Source organism: Cyanobium sp. A1C-AMD (assembly GCF_024346495.1).
In the GTDB taxonomy this organism is placed as follows: Bacteria; Cyanobacteriota; Cyanobacteriia; order PCC-6307; family Cyanobiaceae; genus Cyanobium_A; species Cyanobium_A usitatum.
On record NZ_JAGQDB010000005.1, the window covers coordinates 1 to 16,400 of the forward strand.

The 16,400-nt window shown below is 62.5% G+C and carries 15 protein-coding genes; 5 read left to right on the top strand and 10 right to left on the bottom strand.

Features of this window, described 5'->3' with window-relative positions:
• Together KBY74_RS01720 and KBY74_RS01725 are read left to right on the top strand one after the other, a co-directional pair.
• On the top strand, window positions 1-559 hold a 559-nt coding region (locus tag KBY74_RS01720; protein WP_254941222.1), incomplete at its 5' end, for a hypothetical protein.
• Window positions 528-734: a hypothetical protein gene (locus KBY74_RS01725; protein WP_254941223.1), complete on the top strand. Its 207-nt coding sequence runs from the start codon at window positions 528-530 to the stop codon at window positions 732-734. The genes KBY74_RS01720 and KBY74_RS01725, both read left to right, overlap by 32 nt.
• A gap of 151 nt (window positions 735-885) precedes the next feature.
• On the opposite strand, the gene KBY74_RS01730 is transcribed toward KBY74_RS01725, so the two are convergent.
• The 10 genes from KBY74_RS01730 to KBY74_RS01775 all read right to left on the bottom strand — a co-directional run bounded on the left by KBY74_RS01730 (window position 886) and on the right by KBY74_RS01775 (window position 9,821).
• Window positions 886-1,227, bottom strand: coding sequence for a c-type cytochrome (locus tag KBY74_RS01730; RefSeq protein WP_106501929.1), 342 nt, complete (start codon window positions 1,225-1,227; stop codon window positions 886-888).
• Between the two features lie 114 nt (window positions 1,228-1,341).
• Window positions 1,342-1,677, bottom strand: coding sequence for a plastocyanin/azurin family copper-binding protein (locus KBY74_RS01735; protein ID WP_254941224.1), 336 nt, complete (start codon window positions 1,675-1,677; stop codon window positions 1,342-1,344).
• Window positions 1,674-2,684, bottom strand: coding sequence for an NAD(P)-dependent oxidoreductase (locus KBY74_RS01740; protein ID WP_254941225.1), 1,011 nt, complete (start codon window positions 2,682-2,684; stop codon window positions 1,674-1,676). The genes KBY74_RS01735 and KBY74_RS01740 overlap by 4 nt, the downstream gene beginning before the upstream one ends.
• On the bottom strand, window positions 2,681-3,739 hold the full coding sequence (gene hemE / locus KBY74_RS01745; protein WP_254941226.1) for a uroporphyrinogen decarboxylase: 1,059 nt from the start codon (window positions 3,737-3,739) through the stop codon (window positions 2,681-2,683). The genes KBY74_RS01740 and hemE overlap by 4 nt, the downstream gene beginning before the upstream one ends.
• 26 nt (window positions 3,740-3,765) lie before the next feature.
• Window positions 3,766-6,090 carry a 1,4-alpha-glucan branching protein GlgB gene (glgB, locus tag KBY74_RS01750; protein WP_254941227.1) on the bottom strand — a complete coding sequence of 775 codons (2,325 nt, stop codon included), beginning with the start codon at window positions 6,088-6,090 and terminating at the stop codon, window positions 3,766-3,768.
• Window positions 6,091-6,132: 42 nt separating this feature from the next.
• The gene (locus KBY74_RS01755) at window positions 6,133-6,939 is read right to left on the bottom strand and encodes a DUF3887 domain-containing protein (protein ID WP_254941228.1); all 807 of its coding nucleotides are present in this window, start codon (window positions 6,937-6,939) and stop codon (window positions 6,133-6,135) included.
• Between the two features lie 20 nt (window positions 6,940-6,959).
• Window positions 6,960-8,534 (bottom strand): CocE/NonD family hydrolase, encoded by a 1,575-nt coding sequence (locus KBY74_RS01760; protein WP_254941229.1) that lies wholly within the window; start codon window positions 8,532-8,534, stop codon window positions 6,960-6,962.
• 51 nt (window positions 8,535-8,585) lie between these two features.
• Window positions 8,586-8,918: a hypothetical protein gene (locus tag KBY74_RS01765; RefSeq protein WP_315859023.1), complete on the bottom strand. Its 333-nt coding sequence runs from the start codon at window positions 8,916-8,918 to the stop codon at window positions 8,586-8,588.
• A 49-nt stretch (window positions 8,919-8,967) separates the two neighbouring features.
• Complete coding sequence (locus tag KBY74_RS01770; protein WP_254941230.1) at window positions 8,968-9,351, bottom strand: DUF4332 domain-containing protein; 384 nt, start codon at window positions 9,349-9,351, stop codon at window positions 8,968-8,970.
• Window positions 9,352-9,353: 2 nt separating this feature from the next.
• Complete coding sequence (locus KBY74_RS01775) at window positions 9,354-9,821, bottom strand: Ycf51 family protein (protein WP_254941231.1); 468 nt, start codon at window positions 9,819-9,821, stop codon at window positions 9,354-9,356.
• 64 nt (window positions 9,822-9,885) lie between these two features.
• Here KBY74_RS01775 and KBY74_RS01780 point away from each other — a divergent pair, with 64 nt between their 5' ends.
• From KBY74_RS01780 to KBY74_RS01790, 3 genes are read left to right on the top strand one after another with little or no spacing between them, the layout of a single operon-like run.
• Complete coding sequence (locus tag KBY74_RS01780) at window positions 9,886-14,166, top strand: translocation/assembly module TamB (protein ID WP_254941232.1); 4,281 nt, start codon at window positions 9,886-9,888, stop codon at window positions 14,164-14,166.
• Window positions 14,167-14,194: 28 nt separating this feature from the next.
• Window positions 14,195-15,091 (top strand): ROK family protein, encoded by an 897-nt coding sequence (locus KBY74_RS01785; RefSeq protein WP_254941233.1) that lies wholly within the window; start codon window positions 14,195-14,197, stop codon window positions 15,089-15,091.
• A 7-nt stretch (window positions 15,092-15,098) separates the two neighbouring features.
• On the top strand, window positions 15,099-16,400 hold the full coding sequence (locus KBY74_RS01790; protein WP_254941234.1) for a glutamate-5-semialdehyde dehydrogenase: 1,302 nt from the start codon (window positions 15,099-15,101) through the stop codon (window positions 16,398-16,400).

Genomic DNA, 16,400 nt, shown 5'->3' on the forward strand with positions numbered 1-16,400 from the left:
ACAGGCCGCCGAGCACGGCGTACAACTGCTGGCTGCCAGCGGCCTGCTGTACGCGGCCAATGGCCAACAACAGGCAAGCCGGGAGATGACCTGGGTCGGCGGCGGTGCCACCGTCGGCATCCTGCTGTTGCTGTTACTGGCGTTCCGTCGTTGGCGCGTGTTGCTGGCGTTTGTCCCGGTGCTGGTGGGCATGCTGTTTGGTGCAGTGGCCTGCGTGGCGCTGTTTGGCCATATGCATGTGATGACCCTGGTGCTGGGGGCGAGCCTGATCGGCGTGGCGGTCGACTACCCGCTGCACTACCTGTCCAAGAGCTGGAGCCTGCAACCCTGGTGCAGTTGGCCGGCCTTGCGCCTGACCCTGCCAGGCCTGAGCCTGAGCCTGGCCGTTGAAGCTGCCCAGCAGCCCACCCCCGGCGATGGCGAGTCCAAGCAGCAGTTGGGCCTGGGGCGATGGGGTATGGGCTGCCATGCCGATGCACTAGTTCAGACTGCTCCCACTCTGGCCCCCCGCATGGGGGATCGCTGCCGTGAACGACATCTGGAACGACCCCTTAATTGAGCAACTGGCTGCTGAGTCCCGGGAGTTTGATGGCACTGGTCGGGATCCGGAGCGCAACTGCTGGCTGGCCGTGCATCGGTATGTGCACGGTGTACTTCCCAGCGAATACGACATCCGCGAGGTTCCGGAGGAGCTTTATCTGGCCGTGCTGGCTGCCCGCCGAGGCCAGAACTGAGATCCGGGCAGAGTTTTTCCCGGATTTTCGCTCAGCTACGGAGGCCAACAAAAAACCCCGACCTTGGCCGGGGTTTGCTGAAGGACTAATTGGATAATTGAGTCAGGAAGACCAGCCCAGGAACACCGGCCCCGGAAGACCAGCCCTTAGATCAGGCCCAGCCCTTAGAAGACATGTCTTCGACGTAGGCAGCGACATCAGCGATGTCACCTTCGCTGAGCTTGCCACCGAAGGCAGGCATGGCGTTCTTGCCGTTGGTTACCTGGTAAGCAATGGCAGCTTCGTGGCCTTCGCTGTAGTTGGCCAGGTAGGCCGTTAGGGCATCCTGCTTAAGGGTGCGCTCGGCATTAACAACGTTGCCACCACCCATGTGGCAAGCGGCGCAGTTGGCGGAAAAGATCTGGCCGCCATGGGCCACATCGGCAGCGAAGCTAGGAGCAGCACCCAGCACGAGCGCTAGGCAGAGAGCGATCAGAGAGAAGAGACGGCGCATGGGGGGCGCTTAAAAGCATGGGCAACTCGACAAAATTAAGGCGTGAACGGGGCTGATGTGACCTCTGGCAACCAGGTTCGAAACAATTGCCACAAAGTTGGCTGTGAGGTGGGATCAGCTAGGTGCCAAGACGTTGATTTCAGCGGTCATCCCTGCTGCCCGATGGGGCTCACACCAGATCGCGTAGCGGCCGGGCATATCAAATTTTTGCTCCCAGCTTTCGCCCAAAGCGAAGCTGAGGGGTTCATGGCTCCATTCGGGATGGCCTGCCACGATCAAGTTGTGGGGGCCGAGCCCCCGTACTTCAAAGCTCACTGTGTCGCCGGCGTTGATCGTCAGCTGTTCGGGTTGGAACACCAGAAAGCCTTCGTCGTTGCCCAGCAGCATCGTGAACACGAGGCAGCCCAGCAGCAGCCTCCCGACCAGCCAACCATGCCTGTGCTTGCTCATCTGTGCGGCAGGCCAGCGGTTTCGAACACCGCTTGGAGCGTTGGTGCATAGCTCACCAGGCCAAAGCGTTCTGGTGGGCTCACCGGCTCGTGCACGAAGTGGCGTTGACGAATTGAGAAGCGATCCCAGGCATTGACTTCGATGCGTAGCAGTTTGATCAGGGCTTCGATTAACCAGCCTTGCAGGTCGATCCCAAAGGATGGCTGCCAGCTGCGGCGCCAACGGCAGAGCTGGGCCACGGTGTCATTGACGCTGATCGGCGCCTGGCCGAGCACCAGGCGCCGCAGAGCTCCCTGGTTTGGTTCCGGATTGGGTTGATGGGGCTGGGTGGTCAAATGGGCGCACACCAGGGCTATGTCGGCGGCGTGGATGAAGTGGAAGCTGGCTTCGGTGCGCAGCCACTTAGCAAGCCACAACCAGCGGGTTGCCTCCTTAATCCCGGCGGTGAGATAGCTGGTGGGATGGCGGTCGCCCGGACCCACCTGACCCCCAAATACCAGGGTGGGAAATACGGCCACAATTTTGGCGGCTAGGGGGTGGGCCTCCAGTTGCTGCAGGCAGAGGGCCTTGGTTTGGATGTATTCCGTGCCAAATTCCGCTGCCTCGGGCAGCAGCTGCAACTGCCGATCCAGAATTGAGGCGGTGGAGAAGTAGATCACCTGCTCCAGCCATACAGGGCTGGTGAAAGCCAGCAGCTGCTTGACCGCGTCCACGTTCACCTGCTGGGCTCTTAGGGGATCGCCCCAGGCGGTGGCCGTGTGGATGATGCGAGTAGCGGTGGCGATTGCACCGGCATGGGGCGTTAGCTCCCGCAGGTCACCGACCAGCAGGGTGACCCGAGGATCAGCTGCTGAAACAACCGTGAGCTTGGTTGGATCACGGAGCAGGAGCAGCAACTCCGCATCGCTGTGGCGATAGAGCTGCTCGGTGATGTATTGGCCAACGCAGCCACTAGCCCCTGTGATCAGGATCCGCTGGGGTCGGGATCCTCCCGCGGGGCTGCTCAAGCCGCCGCTCCGATGCGCTCCATCACACTCTTGCCGGCTTCAAAGAAGGCACGGCCGTTTTCTTCTGGAGTGCCCGGCAGGATGCCGTGGCCCAGGTTGAGAATGTGCTTGCGGCCGCGGGCTTTGCGCACGGTGTCGTCGATGCGGGCCTGGATGGCCGCTGGGGTGCCGAATAGCAATCCGGGATCCACGTTGCCCTGCACGCCAATGTGCTCGGGTAGGCGGGCCAGGCCCTCGGCCATGTCCACGGTCCAGTCGAGCGAAATGATGTCTACCCCGGTGCGTGCCATGCGCTCAAGTACGCCGGCGCTGCCGGAGATGTAGAGGATGAAGGGGGTATCGGGGTGGGTTTGCTTAACCAGATCCACCACCTTCTTCTGGTAAGGCGCCGCGAAGCTGTCGTAATCCATGGGGCTGAGCTGGCCGGCCCAGGAATCGAACATCTGCACCACCTGGGCGCCGGAATCGATCTGGTAGCGCAGGTAGGTGGCAATTGACTCGGCGAAGTGGTCTAGGAGCTTGTGCAGCAGCTCCGGCTCTTTGAAAGCCATCGCCTTGATCACGGCGTAGTTCTTGCTGCTTTTGCCCTCCACCACATAGGCGGCCAGGGTCCAGGGGGCACCCACAAAGCCGAGTACAGCAGCTTCATTGCCAACCGATTGACTTAAACGGGTGAGCACTTCACCCACAAACGGCATGCTCTCGGCCGGCTCCAAGGCCCGCAGTGCCTCTACTTGGGCAAGGTTGCGGATTGGGTCCTGGATCAGGGGCCCCTGGCTCTCAATGATGTCGAAGTTGATCCCCATGCCCGGTAGGGGCGTGAGGATGTCTGAAAAGAGGATCACGCCGTCGGGCTTGAAGGCGTGGAAGGGCTGCATGGAGATCTCGTAGGAGAGATCGGGGTTTTCCGAGCGCTCGCGGAAACCGGGATGGCGGTCGCGCAGGTCGCGATACACCTTCATGTAGCGCCCGGCCTGGCGCATCATCCAAACCGGGGGCCGCTCCACCTGCTCACCTCGGGCGGCGCGCAGCAGCAGGGGGGCGGTTTCGGTCATGGTTGCAAGCAGAGCGAAGCGAGAACTTACCCGAGCAGGGCCCCGGAACCGGTGGCTTCGTCACAGGTGTCTTTATCCAACTGCTGGCTGCGCTTTTCATCGCGACGGAACACCAGCACTGAAAGGGGTGGTAGGCAGAGATCCAGAGATTGCTCATAGCCATGGATGCCCCACTGGTCGGTGAATTTGCCGCCCAGGTTGCCAAGGTTGCTACCGCCGTAGCGCTCAGAATCTGTGTTGAAGGCTTCCTCATAGAAGCCTTCCAGCGGTACTCCAACTCGGTAGTGGGAATGGCTCTGGGGAGTGAAGTTGGCCACCACCACAAGCCACTTGCCCGTGGCACTTTCACGCCGCATGAAGCTGATGATCGAGTGGCGATTGTCGTTGCAATCGATCCACTGGAAGCCGAATTCGCTGAAGTCGTCGCCCCAGAGAGCCCGCTCCGATTTGTAGAAGACGTTGAGATCGTCGACGAGACGCTGCAGCCCCTGGTGAGAGTCGTGCTGCAGCAGCTCCCACTGCAGGTCGCCCCATACATTCCACTCAGCCCTCTGGCCAAATTCCATCCCCATGAAGATGGTTTTCTTGCCGGGATGGGTCCACATGTATGCCAGCAGTGCCCGCACGTTGGCAAATTTTTGCCAGTCGTCACCAGGCATTTTATGCAAGAGGTTGCTCTTGCCATGCACCACTTCGTCGTGGCTTAACGCCAGCATGAAGTTCTCGGTGAAGGCGTACCAGATTGAGAAGGTGACGTTGTTCTGATGGAACTGGCGGAACCAGGGATCTAGCTCGAAGTAATCGAGCATGTCGTGCATCCAACCCATGTTCCATTTGAGGTTGAAACCGAGGCCGCCAATATTGGTGGGCTGGGTAACCATGGGCCAGGTGGTGGATTCCTCGGCGATCGAGAGTGCTCCAGGGAAGTGCTCGAACAGCACGTGGTTGGCCTGTTGTAGAAAAGTGACTGCCTCGGTGTTTTCACGACCGCCATGGTCATTTGGCAACCATTCACCATCTGGGCGCAGGTAGTCGCGGTAAAGCATGGAGGCCACCGCATCTACGCGGATGCCGTCGATGTGGAACTCCTCAAACCAATAAACCAGGTTTGCCACAAGGAAGTTGCGCACTTCGTTGCGGCTGTAGTTGAAGATTAGGGTGCCCCACTCCTTATGCTCGCCGATGCGCGGATCGGCATGCTCATAAAGATGGGCGCCATCAAAGAAGGCCAGGCCGTGGGCATCTTTGGGGAAGTGGCCTGGCACCCAGTCGAGGATCACGCCAATGCCTTCGGCGTGGCAGCGATCCACGAAGGCGCGGAATTCATCCGGTGTGCCAAAGCGGCTGGTGGGGGCGTACCAGCCCGTGACCTGGTAGCCCCAGGAACCATCGAAGGGATGCTCCGAGATCGGCATCAGCTCGATGTGGGTAAAGCCGCGGGCTTTCACGTAGGGGATGACCCGATCAGCTAGCTCCGGATAGGTGAGTAGGCGAGCGCCGGGTTTGAGATCGGCTGCAGGCACCGGCGGGCGCGGTGTGCCGTCAGCTTCGATGTAGGGCTGGTCGGCAGCGCCGTGCATCCAGCTGCCCAGATGCATTTCATACACAGACACCGGCTGGTCGAGGGGGTTGCGGCTATCCCGCTCCTGCATCCAGCTCGAGTCTTGCCATTGGTGCCCCGCAAGCGACTCAACGATCGAGCCATTGTTGGGACGAATCTCATGGCGGAAGCCATAGGGGTCTGCTTTTTGATAGCAGTGCCCGTTTTGAGCTCTTACTTCGTATTTGTAGATCTCACCTGGCTTAAGCCCGGGAATGAATAGCTCCCAGGATCCACCCACCCTTGCCTGCATCGGATGGTGGCGGCCATCCCAGCCGTTGAAATTGCCCAGCACCGCCACGCTGCGGGCATTGGGGGCCCAGAGGCAGAACTGAACGCCCTTGACGCCGTTGTGCTCCACCACGTGGGCACCCATACGGCGCCATATGTGGTGGTGGTTGCCCTCTGCAAACAACAGGCGGTCTAGTTCGCCCATCCATTCATGGCGAAACGACCAGGGATCGGGCTGCACGTGTTCGATGCCGCCGCGGTTTACCCGCACTTGGTAAGCGGTACCGGGATCACTGCCCCAAGCTGCTTCGAAAATCCATGGGTGATTCGGAGTGGCCATCGGCAGCGATTGGCCATCGATCAGCAGCTCAACACGCTCTGCCTCAGGCATCCAGACGCGTAGCACCCATCCGCCCGATTCGAGGGGCTGGGGCCCCAGCACCGCAAACGGGTGGTCGTGCCGGCATTCAGCCAGCCGCTGGCAATCGTCCGCCATCCAGTTAAGGGTGAGCAAGGACATGTACCAGCAGCGATCGGAAGGCGAGCTTAGGCGGCTCAGGGCTCAGCGCACCGGCTTGGGGGTGATTGGATCGCTGGGAAAGTCGATGCCGATTATTTCGTTGTTGGCATTAAGGATCACAAAGAGGGAATCGCTAAGACGATTGAAATCGGTATTTACCAGTACAAGGCGCTGGTCGCCGCCGCCCTCGGCCACCACAACCTTGCGGATCCGTACAAATTCGCCGGTTTGACGTTGCAGCTGCTGCCAGCGCACCTGCAGGCTGCTTGCGGAGATCTCCTTCTGCAGTGACAGGCTCAAAAAGCTACGCGCTGAGATGAACTGGCCACTGGTTAGGGCGGTGACAAATCTTTTGGCAACCACGCTCGGTGCCTCATCGGTTACATCCAGGTGGTAACCAGCGAGCTTGCCTTCGGGGTTGAGCACGATGAACAGCTCTCGCTTGCCCATGGTTGTGGTGATGCTGGCCTCAACGGTGGTGTTGCGCAAACCCCCTTGCACGCTGAGCAGGGTCCAGCTCAACAGTTTCGGTTGGGTGCGCATTGTCTCCGCCACCATCGAAGGGCTGCTAACCGCCTTGAGTTCCTCTGAGAATTGGCTGTAGCGCAGGTTGGGATCGCGGCTTTTTACTGCTGCCAAGATCCGATCAGCCGCGGCTCGGGCTGCTTCGACGCTGAGGGCTGGGCGATCCACACCACTGCTCTGGCTCTGGGCCAATGCCGCACTGCCTGATGTTCCTGGCAGTGCGGCCATGGTGATGCTCAGGCCGGTGGCCAGCGCAAGCATGCCGAGAGCCATGCGGCTGAGGGCCTGGGGCTGTTGAACAAAGCGCAGGTGGCGCAGCGACATCGCAAAAACAAACATTTGGATCAGTGTGCCCCAAATTTGCCGCCCAAGAGGGGCAGCAGCTGCAATTGGGAATCAGCCAGTTCAAGCTCCAGCGTGATGACTCGATGGTGCGGGCCTGTAGGCCCGAAGGTCTCGAAGCCGTCGCCGGGGTTTACGGCAATCTGCGGCCAGGCCGCTCCCGCTAAGGAGAGTCGCAACCGTTCCCCGGGGCAGAGCTCAACTAGCAGGGGCTGCAATTGAACTTGCAGCAACGATTTTTCGCCTGCTAGCTGCTGCGTCCTGGCCACACCCGTGCTCAGTTGGAGCACCCTTCCCTGGGGATCAATCACCGAGAGAGCTGCACAAAGGTCAAAGCTGGGTTGGTCGGCACGCACAGAAATGGTCAATAGGGGCCGTCCCTCCAGCTCCAGGGGCGTGCTGAGTGGTGAACTGCTGAAGCAGATCACATCACTACGGCGGTCCAGGTCGCCGCGTTCACACGGGCCTGGATCGAGGCCAAGGTGGCCGCCCCGGCCTGGAACTGGTCGCCAGGGATCGTGCACTAGAGCGACCTCGCCGCTGCCAAATTGATCGAGCAGCAATTCGCCCTCCTCCACGTCGATTGTGGCCAGGCCACGACTGCGTAGCCCCCAGCTCCGGTTGCTGCTGTCTGAATTGGGGGGCCGCCAATGGAGGCTTGAGTTCTTGCCGTTTGTAAGGGGGGCTTTTTCTACAAGAACGGCAGCGCTGAGTTGTTCTGGAGCGGCTTGATCCTGAAGATGGTGCTGAAAGAAGGCCAGTTGCAACCGATCAAGGCCGCCGTTCCAGTCGAGGTGGGTATAGGCACCAATGCGGAGCAGCGGCGAGCCACCTGCAGCGCTAGCAAGTGCAAAGAGGTTCAAGATGCCGCGCAGATGGGGGTCATACCAGCCACCGATCAGCAGCATCGGGCGCTGCCATAGAGCTGCGACTGGTTGGTGGCAAACCCATCTAGGGGCCTCGCTTGCCGGCAGCTGCAGCCAGCGGCAGGCCATGCCTTGGGGGTCATGGCGCTTGAGCAGGTCAAAGCCTTCAGACAGAAAGTCGCCCGAGTCGAGGCTGCGGCGAATCGCTTGCCAGCCGGCATCGTCCCCAAGTTTTTTGCAGCGCAGGGCTGCCAATTGCAGTCCCCAGCCCAGGCCTAGGGCCCACCAGTGGGCTCCTCCCTCGCAGGCCCAGTCTCCGCGCTCGTCCAAACCAGCCATGGCCGGTGCCAGGCAGTCGGGCAGGGCCGCTGGATCGTCGCTTAGCAGTTGGGTCAGGCCTTGGTATGAAAATCCATAGCAACCGACTCTTCCGTTACTGCTTTCAAGTTTGCGAACCCAGCGGATGGTGTCTGCCCCATCGGATAACTCCTGTTCGAATCCTTGGAACGTCCCCTGGGAAGCACCTTGACCGCGCACATCCTGAACAACTACCAGAAAGCCATGGGCTGCGTACCAGCTGGGATGGGCATAGGTAATAGTTGAGGCGATTGCTCGGCCGTAGGGCTGTCGCATCAGCAGCACCGGCCATGGTCCTTGGTCTGCTGGTTGCCAGACTCGGCTGATCAGCTGGGTGCCATCCCGACAATCCATGGCCTCGTCTCGCCATCGAACCTGCAAAAGGTTTGGCGCCGGGCTGCTCACTCAGCGCACATCGGGGCAATAAAGCCCAATCACATAGGTGATAAGAACCTCAGAATCCATGGGACTGAGGTTTTCTTGGCGGGCGATCTGGCTCACGGCCGAGCTGGATGTAGCGGAGAGCCCCTGGGCGTTGAAGCCCTGAAACTGGCTGCAAAGCGCCTTCGCCCTCGCAGGGTTTTGCTTCACGGACTCAAGCAATTGGGATTGGGCCAGGGCAGGTGACCACAGGGCTGCCAGACTGATCAGCAGCAGCGGCACCAGGCCGAAGATGTAACGGCCGCAGGTCGAATTACTGGGTGGGGAGTGGAGATTTGACAACGTATGCAGCCCCAAGGCACTTCCATTTGAGCCACCTGGGGCGGCGGCTGGTGGCTGCTCTGGATCAGTTCGTGGGGCGGCGCTGAGCGCGCCGGATCCATTCGCTCAAGGTGGTCAGATCGAGCAGGGGGGAGGCCATGCCGGTGAGGCTTCGTTGCAGCCGGCCCATCTGTACCAAGAGTTGGTGCGGATCACTGGCCGCCAATCCAGCCCTGCTAGCGATGCCGGCGTAGAGCAGCAGGGCGGCTTCTGCCGGCTCGAGGCCCACCTCCACAACTAGCCGGGCCTGGCCCCGAAGCTTGATCAGCCGGGCCTCGCTGGCGCCGCCGCTGCGGCCGAGCCGGCGCAGGTCCTGGTCTTGGAGACCGGCGAGTTGGGGCCAGTCATCGATGCCGGCTAGCTCCAATTGGCGTTGTTCACGCTGAAAGTGAATCGGCAGTTGCCACATGGCTAGGGCTGTAGCTCAACATCACCACTTGTCAGGCTGCGGGTGGCTTCTGCCAGCACCACTGGCTTGCTCAGCCCTGGGGCGATCGTCTCGACGCGGCGCAGTCGCACATGCACCAGGTTGTCGGCGCTGCTGCGGCCGCCACCCCTGAGGTTTTGGGCTACTTGCTGAATGGTGGGTGCGGCGGCCCCATCCGCTAGGCCGTCTGGCGCTGCTGCCACCACCAGGTCGATGCCGTTGTCAAACACCACCGGCACGCTCACGGCCCCAGCTAGCTGCACCCGAGGGGTGTAGCTCACCGCAAAGGCCAGGCAGGAAACGGCAAGCAGGGCCGTGAAGCTGGTGACACCAACCAGCCGAAAGCGAATCCCCCAGCGGCTCAGATAACCAACAATCGTGGTCAAAGCCAGGACCCCACTGGCGGCCCCCAGCCATTTGCCTGCTGTCAGCAGGATTGGATCAGCGGCCATAGGGCTGGATGTTTGGGTTAGTGCCTTTATATTGCGCCCGTCGCAGGGGTGGCAGCCCACGGGAATGGCGGAGTTGCCAGAACAGAACCCTGGGCCAGTCCCCGCTTCGCCTTCACTTGCACCCCCACCCTCGCCCCAGGGCCAGGGCAGCTTCCGCTTGCTGGCGGCGTTTACAGGCGGCTGCGGTGCCCTGCTTCTGCTGGCCTGGGGAGGGGATCAGGCCCTGAGAAAGCTCTACGAGCACTGGAGACCTCGGCTTGAGCAGCCGCTCAGCCAGCTTGCTGGCCATCCCGTTGAGCTTGGCGAATATCAGGGTCTGGGCTGGGGTGGTCTGCGCATTGGGCCCAGTCGCATCGCCCCTGGGCGGCTGGATGGCTCCTCAGTCTTGGTGCGTTCGGTTTTGGTGAGCTTGGATCCGCTAGCCAGCCTGCGCCAGCGGTTGCCAGTGGTGCATGTGGGCCTGACTGGTGTGCGCGCTGAGTTGCGGCGCAACTCCCAAGGTCAGTATTGGGTGCCAGGGCGCCTTGCTGTAGGCAGCGAGCCGCCGCGCCTGGATCTCAGGTTGCGCCTGGTGGATCCCGCCTTGCTCAACCTGCAGCCTTCCGGTGCGAGCCTCCGCCTCACGGGCCGTGGTGCAGTGCTGCCCCATCGCCGGGAGGTTGAACTGGCGGCTTGGCTGCGCTCGGAGGTGGCCGCTGGCGAGCTGGCCATGGAGCTCCAGGGCAATTGGCAGAGGCAGCGCTGGGATGGAACCCTGCGGACAAAGGCCTTGCAGCTACCCCCTCTGCAGCGCCTGTTAGGCCTGCCTGGTCAACTTGCGGGTCACGCAGATGGCAAGTTCGCCTTGGCCTGGAGGGATCGCCAGCCCTTCTGTCGAGGTGGAGCCCAGCTGCGCCAATTGCGCTGGCGGCCTGCGACCGGCGTATCCCGACTGGAGTTGCCATTCAGCCAACTGCGCTGCAGCGGCCAGGCGCTCGAGTTGGACCGCTCTGCCTGGCGCTGGGGAGCACCGGGCAGCAAGGGCCTGCAGGGCACCCTGCGGCTTGAGGGGCTGTGGCAGCGAAACCAGCTTCAGTTGCGCCAGTTTGAGCTGGCCCGCGGTCGCTCCTGGCTAAAGCTCAAGGGGAGCTTGGCCAGGCGTTTTGATCTGACGGGGCAATGGCAGCTCCGGCCCGGTGACCTTCCCCTGCAAGCCGGCACCCCTGAGTGGCTGTTGAACCAACAGGTAAGCGGCTCAGTTTCGGCCAGGGGGCCGTGGCGCCTGCCCCAGCTCCAGGCCCGCTTTGGTCAGCCCAGTAACCCGTTGCTGGGTCGCTGGGATGCGGTTTTGGATTGGCGCGATAAGCGCCTAGTGCTGCAGCGTTTCAGTAGTGCCCACCTCTCCGCCCGTGGCGTGTTGCCCCTGGGCCTGCGGGCCGGTGAGGGGCTGGTGCCAGGCCAGCTCGATCTCAACTTGGAGCTGCAGCGCTACCCCCTCGAGCGGCTCGATTTGCTTGTGGGCACCCAATTGCAGGGAATCTTGCAGGCCACTGGCCGGGTTCGGGGCCCTCTCAAAGCCTTGAGGCCAGACCTGGATCTCCAGATCGACCAGCCCGGTGCGGGCCCCCTCAGCTTGCGGGAAAACTGGCAGGGCCAGTGGTTTGGTGATCCGGCTGGTGGTGGGCGCCTACGCATGCAAGCTCTCGCCCCTGCGCCGGTGGGGGTGCTTACGGCCCGCCTCGATTCCCGTTGGGTCCCCCGTGCAGTTCGCCTTGACCGGGCCGGCGGCACTCTGGAACTCAACGGCAGCCCTCGGGCCTACCGCTGGCAGGCATCCCAGTTGCCCCTCGACGGATTGCAGCTAGCCCTGGGGCCAAATTCGAGGCGTCAACCCCTGCAAGCCCGGCTGAGCGGTCAGGGCCTGCTTGAACTCCAACCCCTGGCCTTCAGCGGTAGCGCCCAGCTTGATCGGCCGGTGTTTTTGGGCGTCTGGGGGAAATCGGCCCAGGCGAATATCCGCTATGCCAAGCGTCGCTACTCAGTCCAAGGAGCCATCTCTCCCCTTGCTGGGGGCAACCTTGCCATCGATTGGAGTGGCGTGTGGCATGGCGCCTTCCGAGCCCGCCTTCAGGGTGAGCGATTACCGCCGCTGTTTTTGCAGCAGTTGGTCAGGGCCTGGCCCCAGTGGCGCGGAGGGAGCGCGCCGATCCTGGGCCGGGCCAGCGACATCGGCACCCTGCTTATCGATACCTTTAGCGGCAGCGTGCAGGACCAGCTGCGGGCCCTGGAGCTTGCTAGAGCTCGGCTGAGCGCTGCCCGGCTGGAGCGTGACCGGCAAAGCAGTCCTCAGGAGCGACTGCAGCGGCTGGCAGGTCAGATCGACGCCGACCTGCGCCTTGACGGAGCAAGCCTGCTAGAAGCCCGCGCCGACCTCCAGGCCCGCGCCCACCTGTGGTTGCCTGAGGCAAACCAGGACCATCCCCTTACCTCTGTGCCGGTGCTGGTGAAGTTCACCGGGCCCCTGCGGCGGGGGGCTGGCAATTTCAGCCTGGCTGATCTGCCCCTTGAGCTGTTGGCGCTGCTTACCCCTGTGCCCGCCGGATTGCGGGGCCGCCTATCTCTGCAGGGGCGCTACCGCCTCGGCACTCCCCAACCTGAGCTTGCCCTCAACATCAACCTGGTTGATGGCTACCTAAGGGAAACGGCTTTGGTGCTGGAGCGGAGCACCATTCAGCTGGAGCAGGCCAGGCTGCTCCTCGATCTTTCTTTGCGGGCGGCCGGGGCTTCAACCAGCGTCGAATTGGCGGGTGTTGTGCCCTTGGATCCGGGGAGGCAGGGTCTTGAACTGCGCCTGGCTAGTCGTGACGACGGCTTGCGCTTCCTGGCGGGGCTTGCCCAGCCTGCCCTGCAGTGGAATCAGGGCAGCGGCGACCTCCAACTGCTGGTGCGCGGCAGCGTTAGAGAGCCGATCGCTAACGGATTTTTGCGTTTTCGGGGTGCTCAGTTGCAGTTCATCGGCCAAAAGGTTCGTGACGTCGATGCCACCGTGCTGTTCGACTTTGAGCAGCTCCTGCTTCAGGAGTTCAACGCCAAGGTGGGAGATAAGGGAGTGGTGCGTGGTCAGGGAAGCCTGGGGCTGTTTCGCCCTGAGGCCACAGCTGATGGCAAAGACGCCACGCTGAAGGTAGAGCTTGAAAAGGTGCCCTTTGCCATGTCTCGGATCAAGGCCGTGGCTGATGGGTCCCTTCAAATCGGAGGCAGCGTTGCTGCCCTTGATATTGGCGGGGAGCTGGCTATATCCCGGGGCAGCATCAACGTTCAGCCGGCTCGACTGGCCAGTGAAGCCAATCTGGCGGCACCGGTAGCTAGCGCTGCTGAATTGCTCGAATCCAGCTGGAATTACGACCAGCCCTTGGTGCTGCTCGGTCCCGATGTGGAGAGCAACGCCAGTGAGGCCCTGCGTGCCGCCGTACCTAATGCCAGCTTTGTGGGTTTCGACGACCTGAGGTTGAAGCTGGGCCCCGACCTGAAGGTTGGCATCCCCAACCTGGCCAGCTTTGGCACCAGTGGTTTGCTGCGACTTAATGGGAGGCTTGATCCGAGCCTGCGCTTGCAGGGTGTGGTGCGATTGCTGAACGGGCGACTAAACCTGTTCACCACCACGTTTGGTCTCGACCCCGACTCCCCAAACGTTGCGGTGATCACACCCTCGATGGGATTGATTCCTTTTTTAGATATCTCGCTGCGTACCAGGGTCTCCGACAACCTGCCGACCACCAGTGGTATTGGGACCGCCGGCAGCCTTTCATTGCAGGACTTTCAGGCGGTTGGCGCCACCAACTCCCTCGACCAGCTCAACTTGGTGCGTGTTTTTCTGAGTGTGAGCGGCCCGGCGGACCGTCTTGCCGACAACCTGGTGCTGCGCAGTTCGCCGCCGCTCTCGGAAGATCGGCTGCTGGCCCTGATCGGCGGCAATACCCTGGCCGGCCTGGCGGGATCTGCAGGCGGCACCGTGCTGGCTACCGCCCTAGGACAAACCCTGCTCTCGCCTCTGCTCGGCACCCTCGGCGATGCCTTCGGCCAGCGACTCAGCTTTGCCCTTTATCCCACCTATGTGAACCAAGGTGTGGCCAGTGGCGCCGAACGTCGCTCAGGTCGGGTGCCGCCCCAGCTGGTGCTTGGAGCTGAGTTAGGTCTTGATCTCACGGAACGCTTCAATGCATCTGTGTTGGCTGCCCCCAACCGCTCCGACGTCCCCCCCCAATTAAATCTGAATTTCAAGGCCTCAGAATTGCTCAACCTGCAGGGGGCTATCGACTCCCAGGGTGCCTGGCAGACCCAGTTGCAGCTGTTTTTCCGCTTCTGAGCTTGTTTTGTTCGATGCAGCGATTCCGATGAACCAGTTGATCGGGGTGGATCTCGGTGGTAGTGCCATCAAGTTGGGGCGCTTCAGCGAAGCCGGCGACCTGCTTGCGGAGTTGCAGGTGCCTACTCCCCAGCCAGCGGTCCCTGGTGCTGTGACAACGGCGATCGTGGCGGCGGTACAGCAACTAGATCCTCAGCGGTTGGCCGATCGGATTGGGGTCGGCCACCCCGGGCCCAGCGACCAAGCCGGCCGGGTGGCGCGCATCGCCATAAACCTGCCGGGTTGGCTGGATGTGCCCTTGGCCAATTGGCTCGAGCCCCTGCTGGAGCGCCCTGTGACCCTGGCCAATGACGCCAACTGCGCCCTGATCGGTGAGCACTGGCTCGGGGCAGCCCGGGGAGTTGGCGATGTCTTGCTGCTCACCTTGGGCACGGGCGTGGGCGGTGCGGTGTTGCTCGATGGCCAATTGTTTACAGGTCATCGGGGGGCGGCCGCCGAGCCCGGTTTGATAGGCCTCGATCCCGCTGGTCCGCCCTGCAACAGCGGTAACAACGGCTCCCTGGAATCCTTCTGCAGTCGCCGCGGCTTCGATCGCCTATCCAGCCTGGATCCGGCCGAACTCTGCCGCCGGGCCACTGGCGGCGATGGCGAAGCCCTGGCGGTGTGGCGGGCCTATGGCCAGTTGCTGGGGCAAGGTTTGAGCTCGCTGCTTTATGTGCTCACACCGGAGCTAGTGCTGATTGGTGGTGGCCTCAGCGGCGCCAGCGATCACTTCCTGCCAGCGGTGTGGCAGGAGGTGGAGCAGCGGGTGCAGGCAGCCAGCCGGGAGGGTCTGACGATTCGTCGCTGCAGTCTCGGCAACGGAGCCGGCCGGCTGGGGGCGGCTCGCCTGGCGCTGCAACGTTTGGCGCCCAGCTTGGGATGATGGCTTGATGATTCCTGATCCCTCCCCAGACCTGCTGGCCCGGGCCGCCCAGGTGCGCCGCTGCGCCATGGCCCTTGGCCAACTCGACGATGGCAAGCGCCGTCAGGCCGTGCTGGCCATGGCAGAAGCCCTAGAGCAGGGCAGTGAAGTCATTTTGGCCGCCAACCAGGCCGATCTTGAGGCCGCTGCCGCCGAGGAGCTGGCGCCGGCGCTGGTGGCCCGGCTCAAGCTCGATGGTCCCAAATTGGCAGGGGCGATCGCGGGTGTGTGCCAGGTGGCGGAGCTTGCCGATCCGGTTGGCCGCCGTCAGCTCCACACCGAGCTAGATGAGGGGCTGGTGCTGGAGCGGTTAACGGTGCCCCTGGGGGTGCTGGGCGTGATCTTTGAGGCGCGGCCAGATGCGGTGATGCAGATCGCCTCCTTGGCTATTCGCTCCGGCAACGGCGCCCTGCTCAAGGGTGGTCGCGAAGCAAGCCGTAGCTGTGAGGCCATTCATGCAGCGCTGCGCCGTGGCCTGGCCGCTAGTGCGGTGCAGCCCGATGCCCTGGAGCTGCTCACCAGCAGGGAGGAAAGCCTGGGGCTGCTCAAGCTCGACGGCCTGGTGGACTTGATTATTCCCCGGGGCTCCAATGCCCTGGTGCGCTTCATCCAAGACAACACCCGTATTCCAGTGCTGGGTCATGCCGATGGCATTTGCCACCTGTTTGTGGATAGGGCCGCGGATCTGGATCTGGCACTGAAGGTGGCGCTGGATTCCAAGACCCAATACCCGGCAGCTTGCAACGCGATCGAAACCCTGCTGGTTCACGCGGAGACAGCTGCCGATTTTCTGCCCAGGGCCGTGCTGGCCTTCGGGGCAGCCGGGGTTGAATTGCGCGGCGATGCCGCCGCCATGGCGCTGGGTGTGAGCCATGCCGCCTCAGACGACGACTGGAGCACCGAATATTCAGACCTGATTTTGAGTGTGAAGGTCGTTCCCGACCTCGAGGCAGCCCTCGATCACATCGCCCGCTACGGCTCCCGTCACACCGATGCCATCTGCACCCGGGATGCTGCCATGGCCGACCGCTTCCTGGCTGCGGTAAACAGCGCCGGCGTCTACCTCAATTGCTCCACCCGCTTTGCCGATGGCTTCCGCTACGGCTTCGGCGCCGAGGTAGGCATCTCTACCCAAACCATGCCCCCCCGGGGCCCCGTTGGGCTGGAGGGTTTGGTGACCTACCGCTACCGGCTGCGCGGCGAGGGCCACATCGCCGCCGATTACGCCGGCGGCGTGCGCCATTTCAGCCATCGCCCCCTGCCCCTTTGA

Excerpts from the sequence above, each read along its gene's own strand:
- KBY74_RS01730 (WP_106501929.1), bottom strand. The coding sequence starts at position 1,227 with ATGCGCCGTCTCTTCTCTCTGATCGCTCTCTGCCTAGCGCTCGTGCTG.
- KBY74_RS01735 (WP_254941224.1), bottom strand. The coding sequence starts at position 1,677 with ATGAGCAAGCACAGGCATGGTTGGCTGGTCGGGAGGCTGCTGCTGGGC.
- hemE (WP_254941226.1), bottom strand. The coding sequence starts at position 3,739 with ATGACCGAAACCGCCCCCCTGCTGCTGCGCGCCGCCCGAGGTGAGCAG.
- glgB (WP_254941227.1), bottom strand. The coding sequence starts at position 6,090 with ATGTCCTTGCTCACCCTTAACTGGATGGCGGACGATTGCCAGCGGCTG.
- KBY74_RS01755 (WP_254941228.1), bottom strand. The coding sequence starts at position 6,939 with ATGTCGCTGCGCCACCTGCGCTTTGTTCAACAGCCCCAGGCCCTCAGC.
- KBY74_RS01760 (WP_254941229.1), bottom strand. The coding sequence starts at position 8,534 with ATGGATTGTCGGGATGGCACCCAGCTGATCAGCCGAGTCTGGCAACCA.
- KBY74_RS01770 (WP_254941230.1), bottom strand. The coding sequence starts at position 9,351 with ATGTGGCAACTGCCGATTCACTTTCAGCGTGAACAACGCCAATTGGAG.
- KBY74_RS01775 (WP_254941231.1), bottom strand. The coding sequence starts at position 9,821 with ATGGCCGCTGATCCAATCCTGCTGACAGCAGGCAAATGGCTGGGGGCC.
- KBY74_RS01780 (WP_254941232.1), top strand. The coding sequence starts at position 9,886 with ATGGCGGAGTTGCCAGAACAGAACCCTGGGCCAGTCCCCGCTTCGCCT.
- KBY74_RS01785 (WP_254941233.1), top strand. The coding sequence starts at position 14,195 with ATGAACCAGTTGATCGGGGTGGATCTCGGTGGTAGTGCCATCAAGTTG.
- KBY74_RS01790 (WP_254941234.1), top strand. The coding sequence starts at position 15,099 with ATGATTCCTGATCCCTCCCCAGACCTGCTGGCCCGGGCCGCCCAGGTG.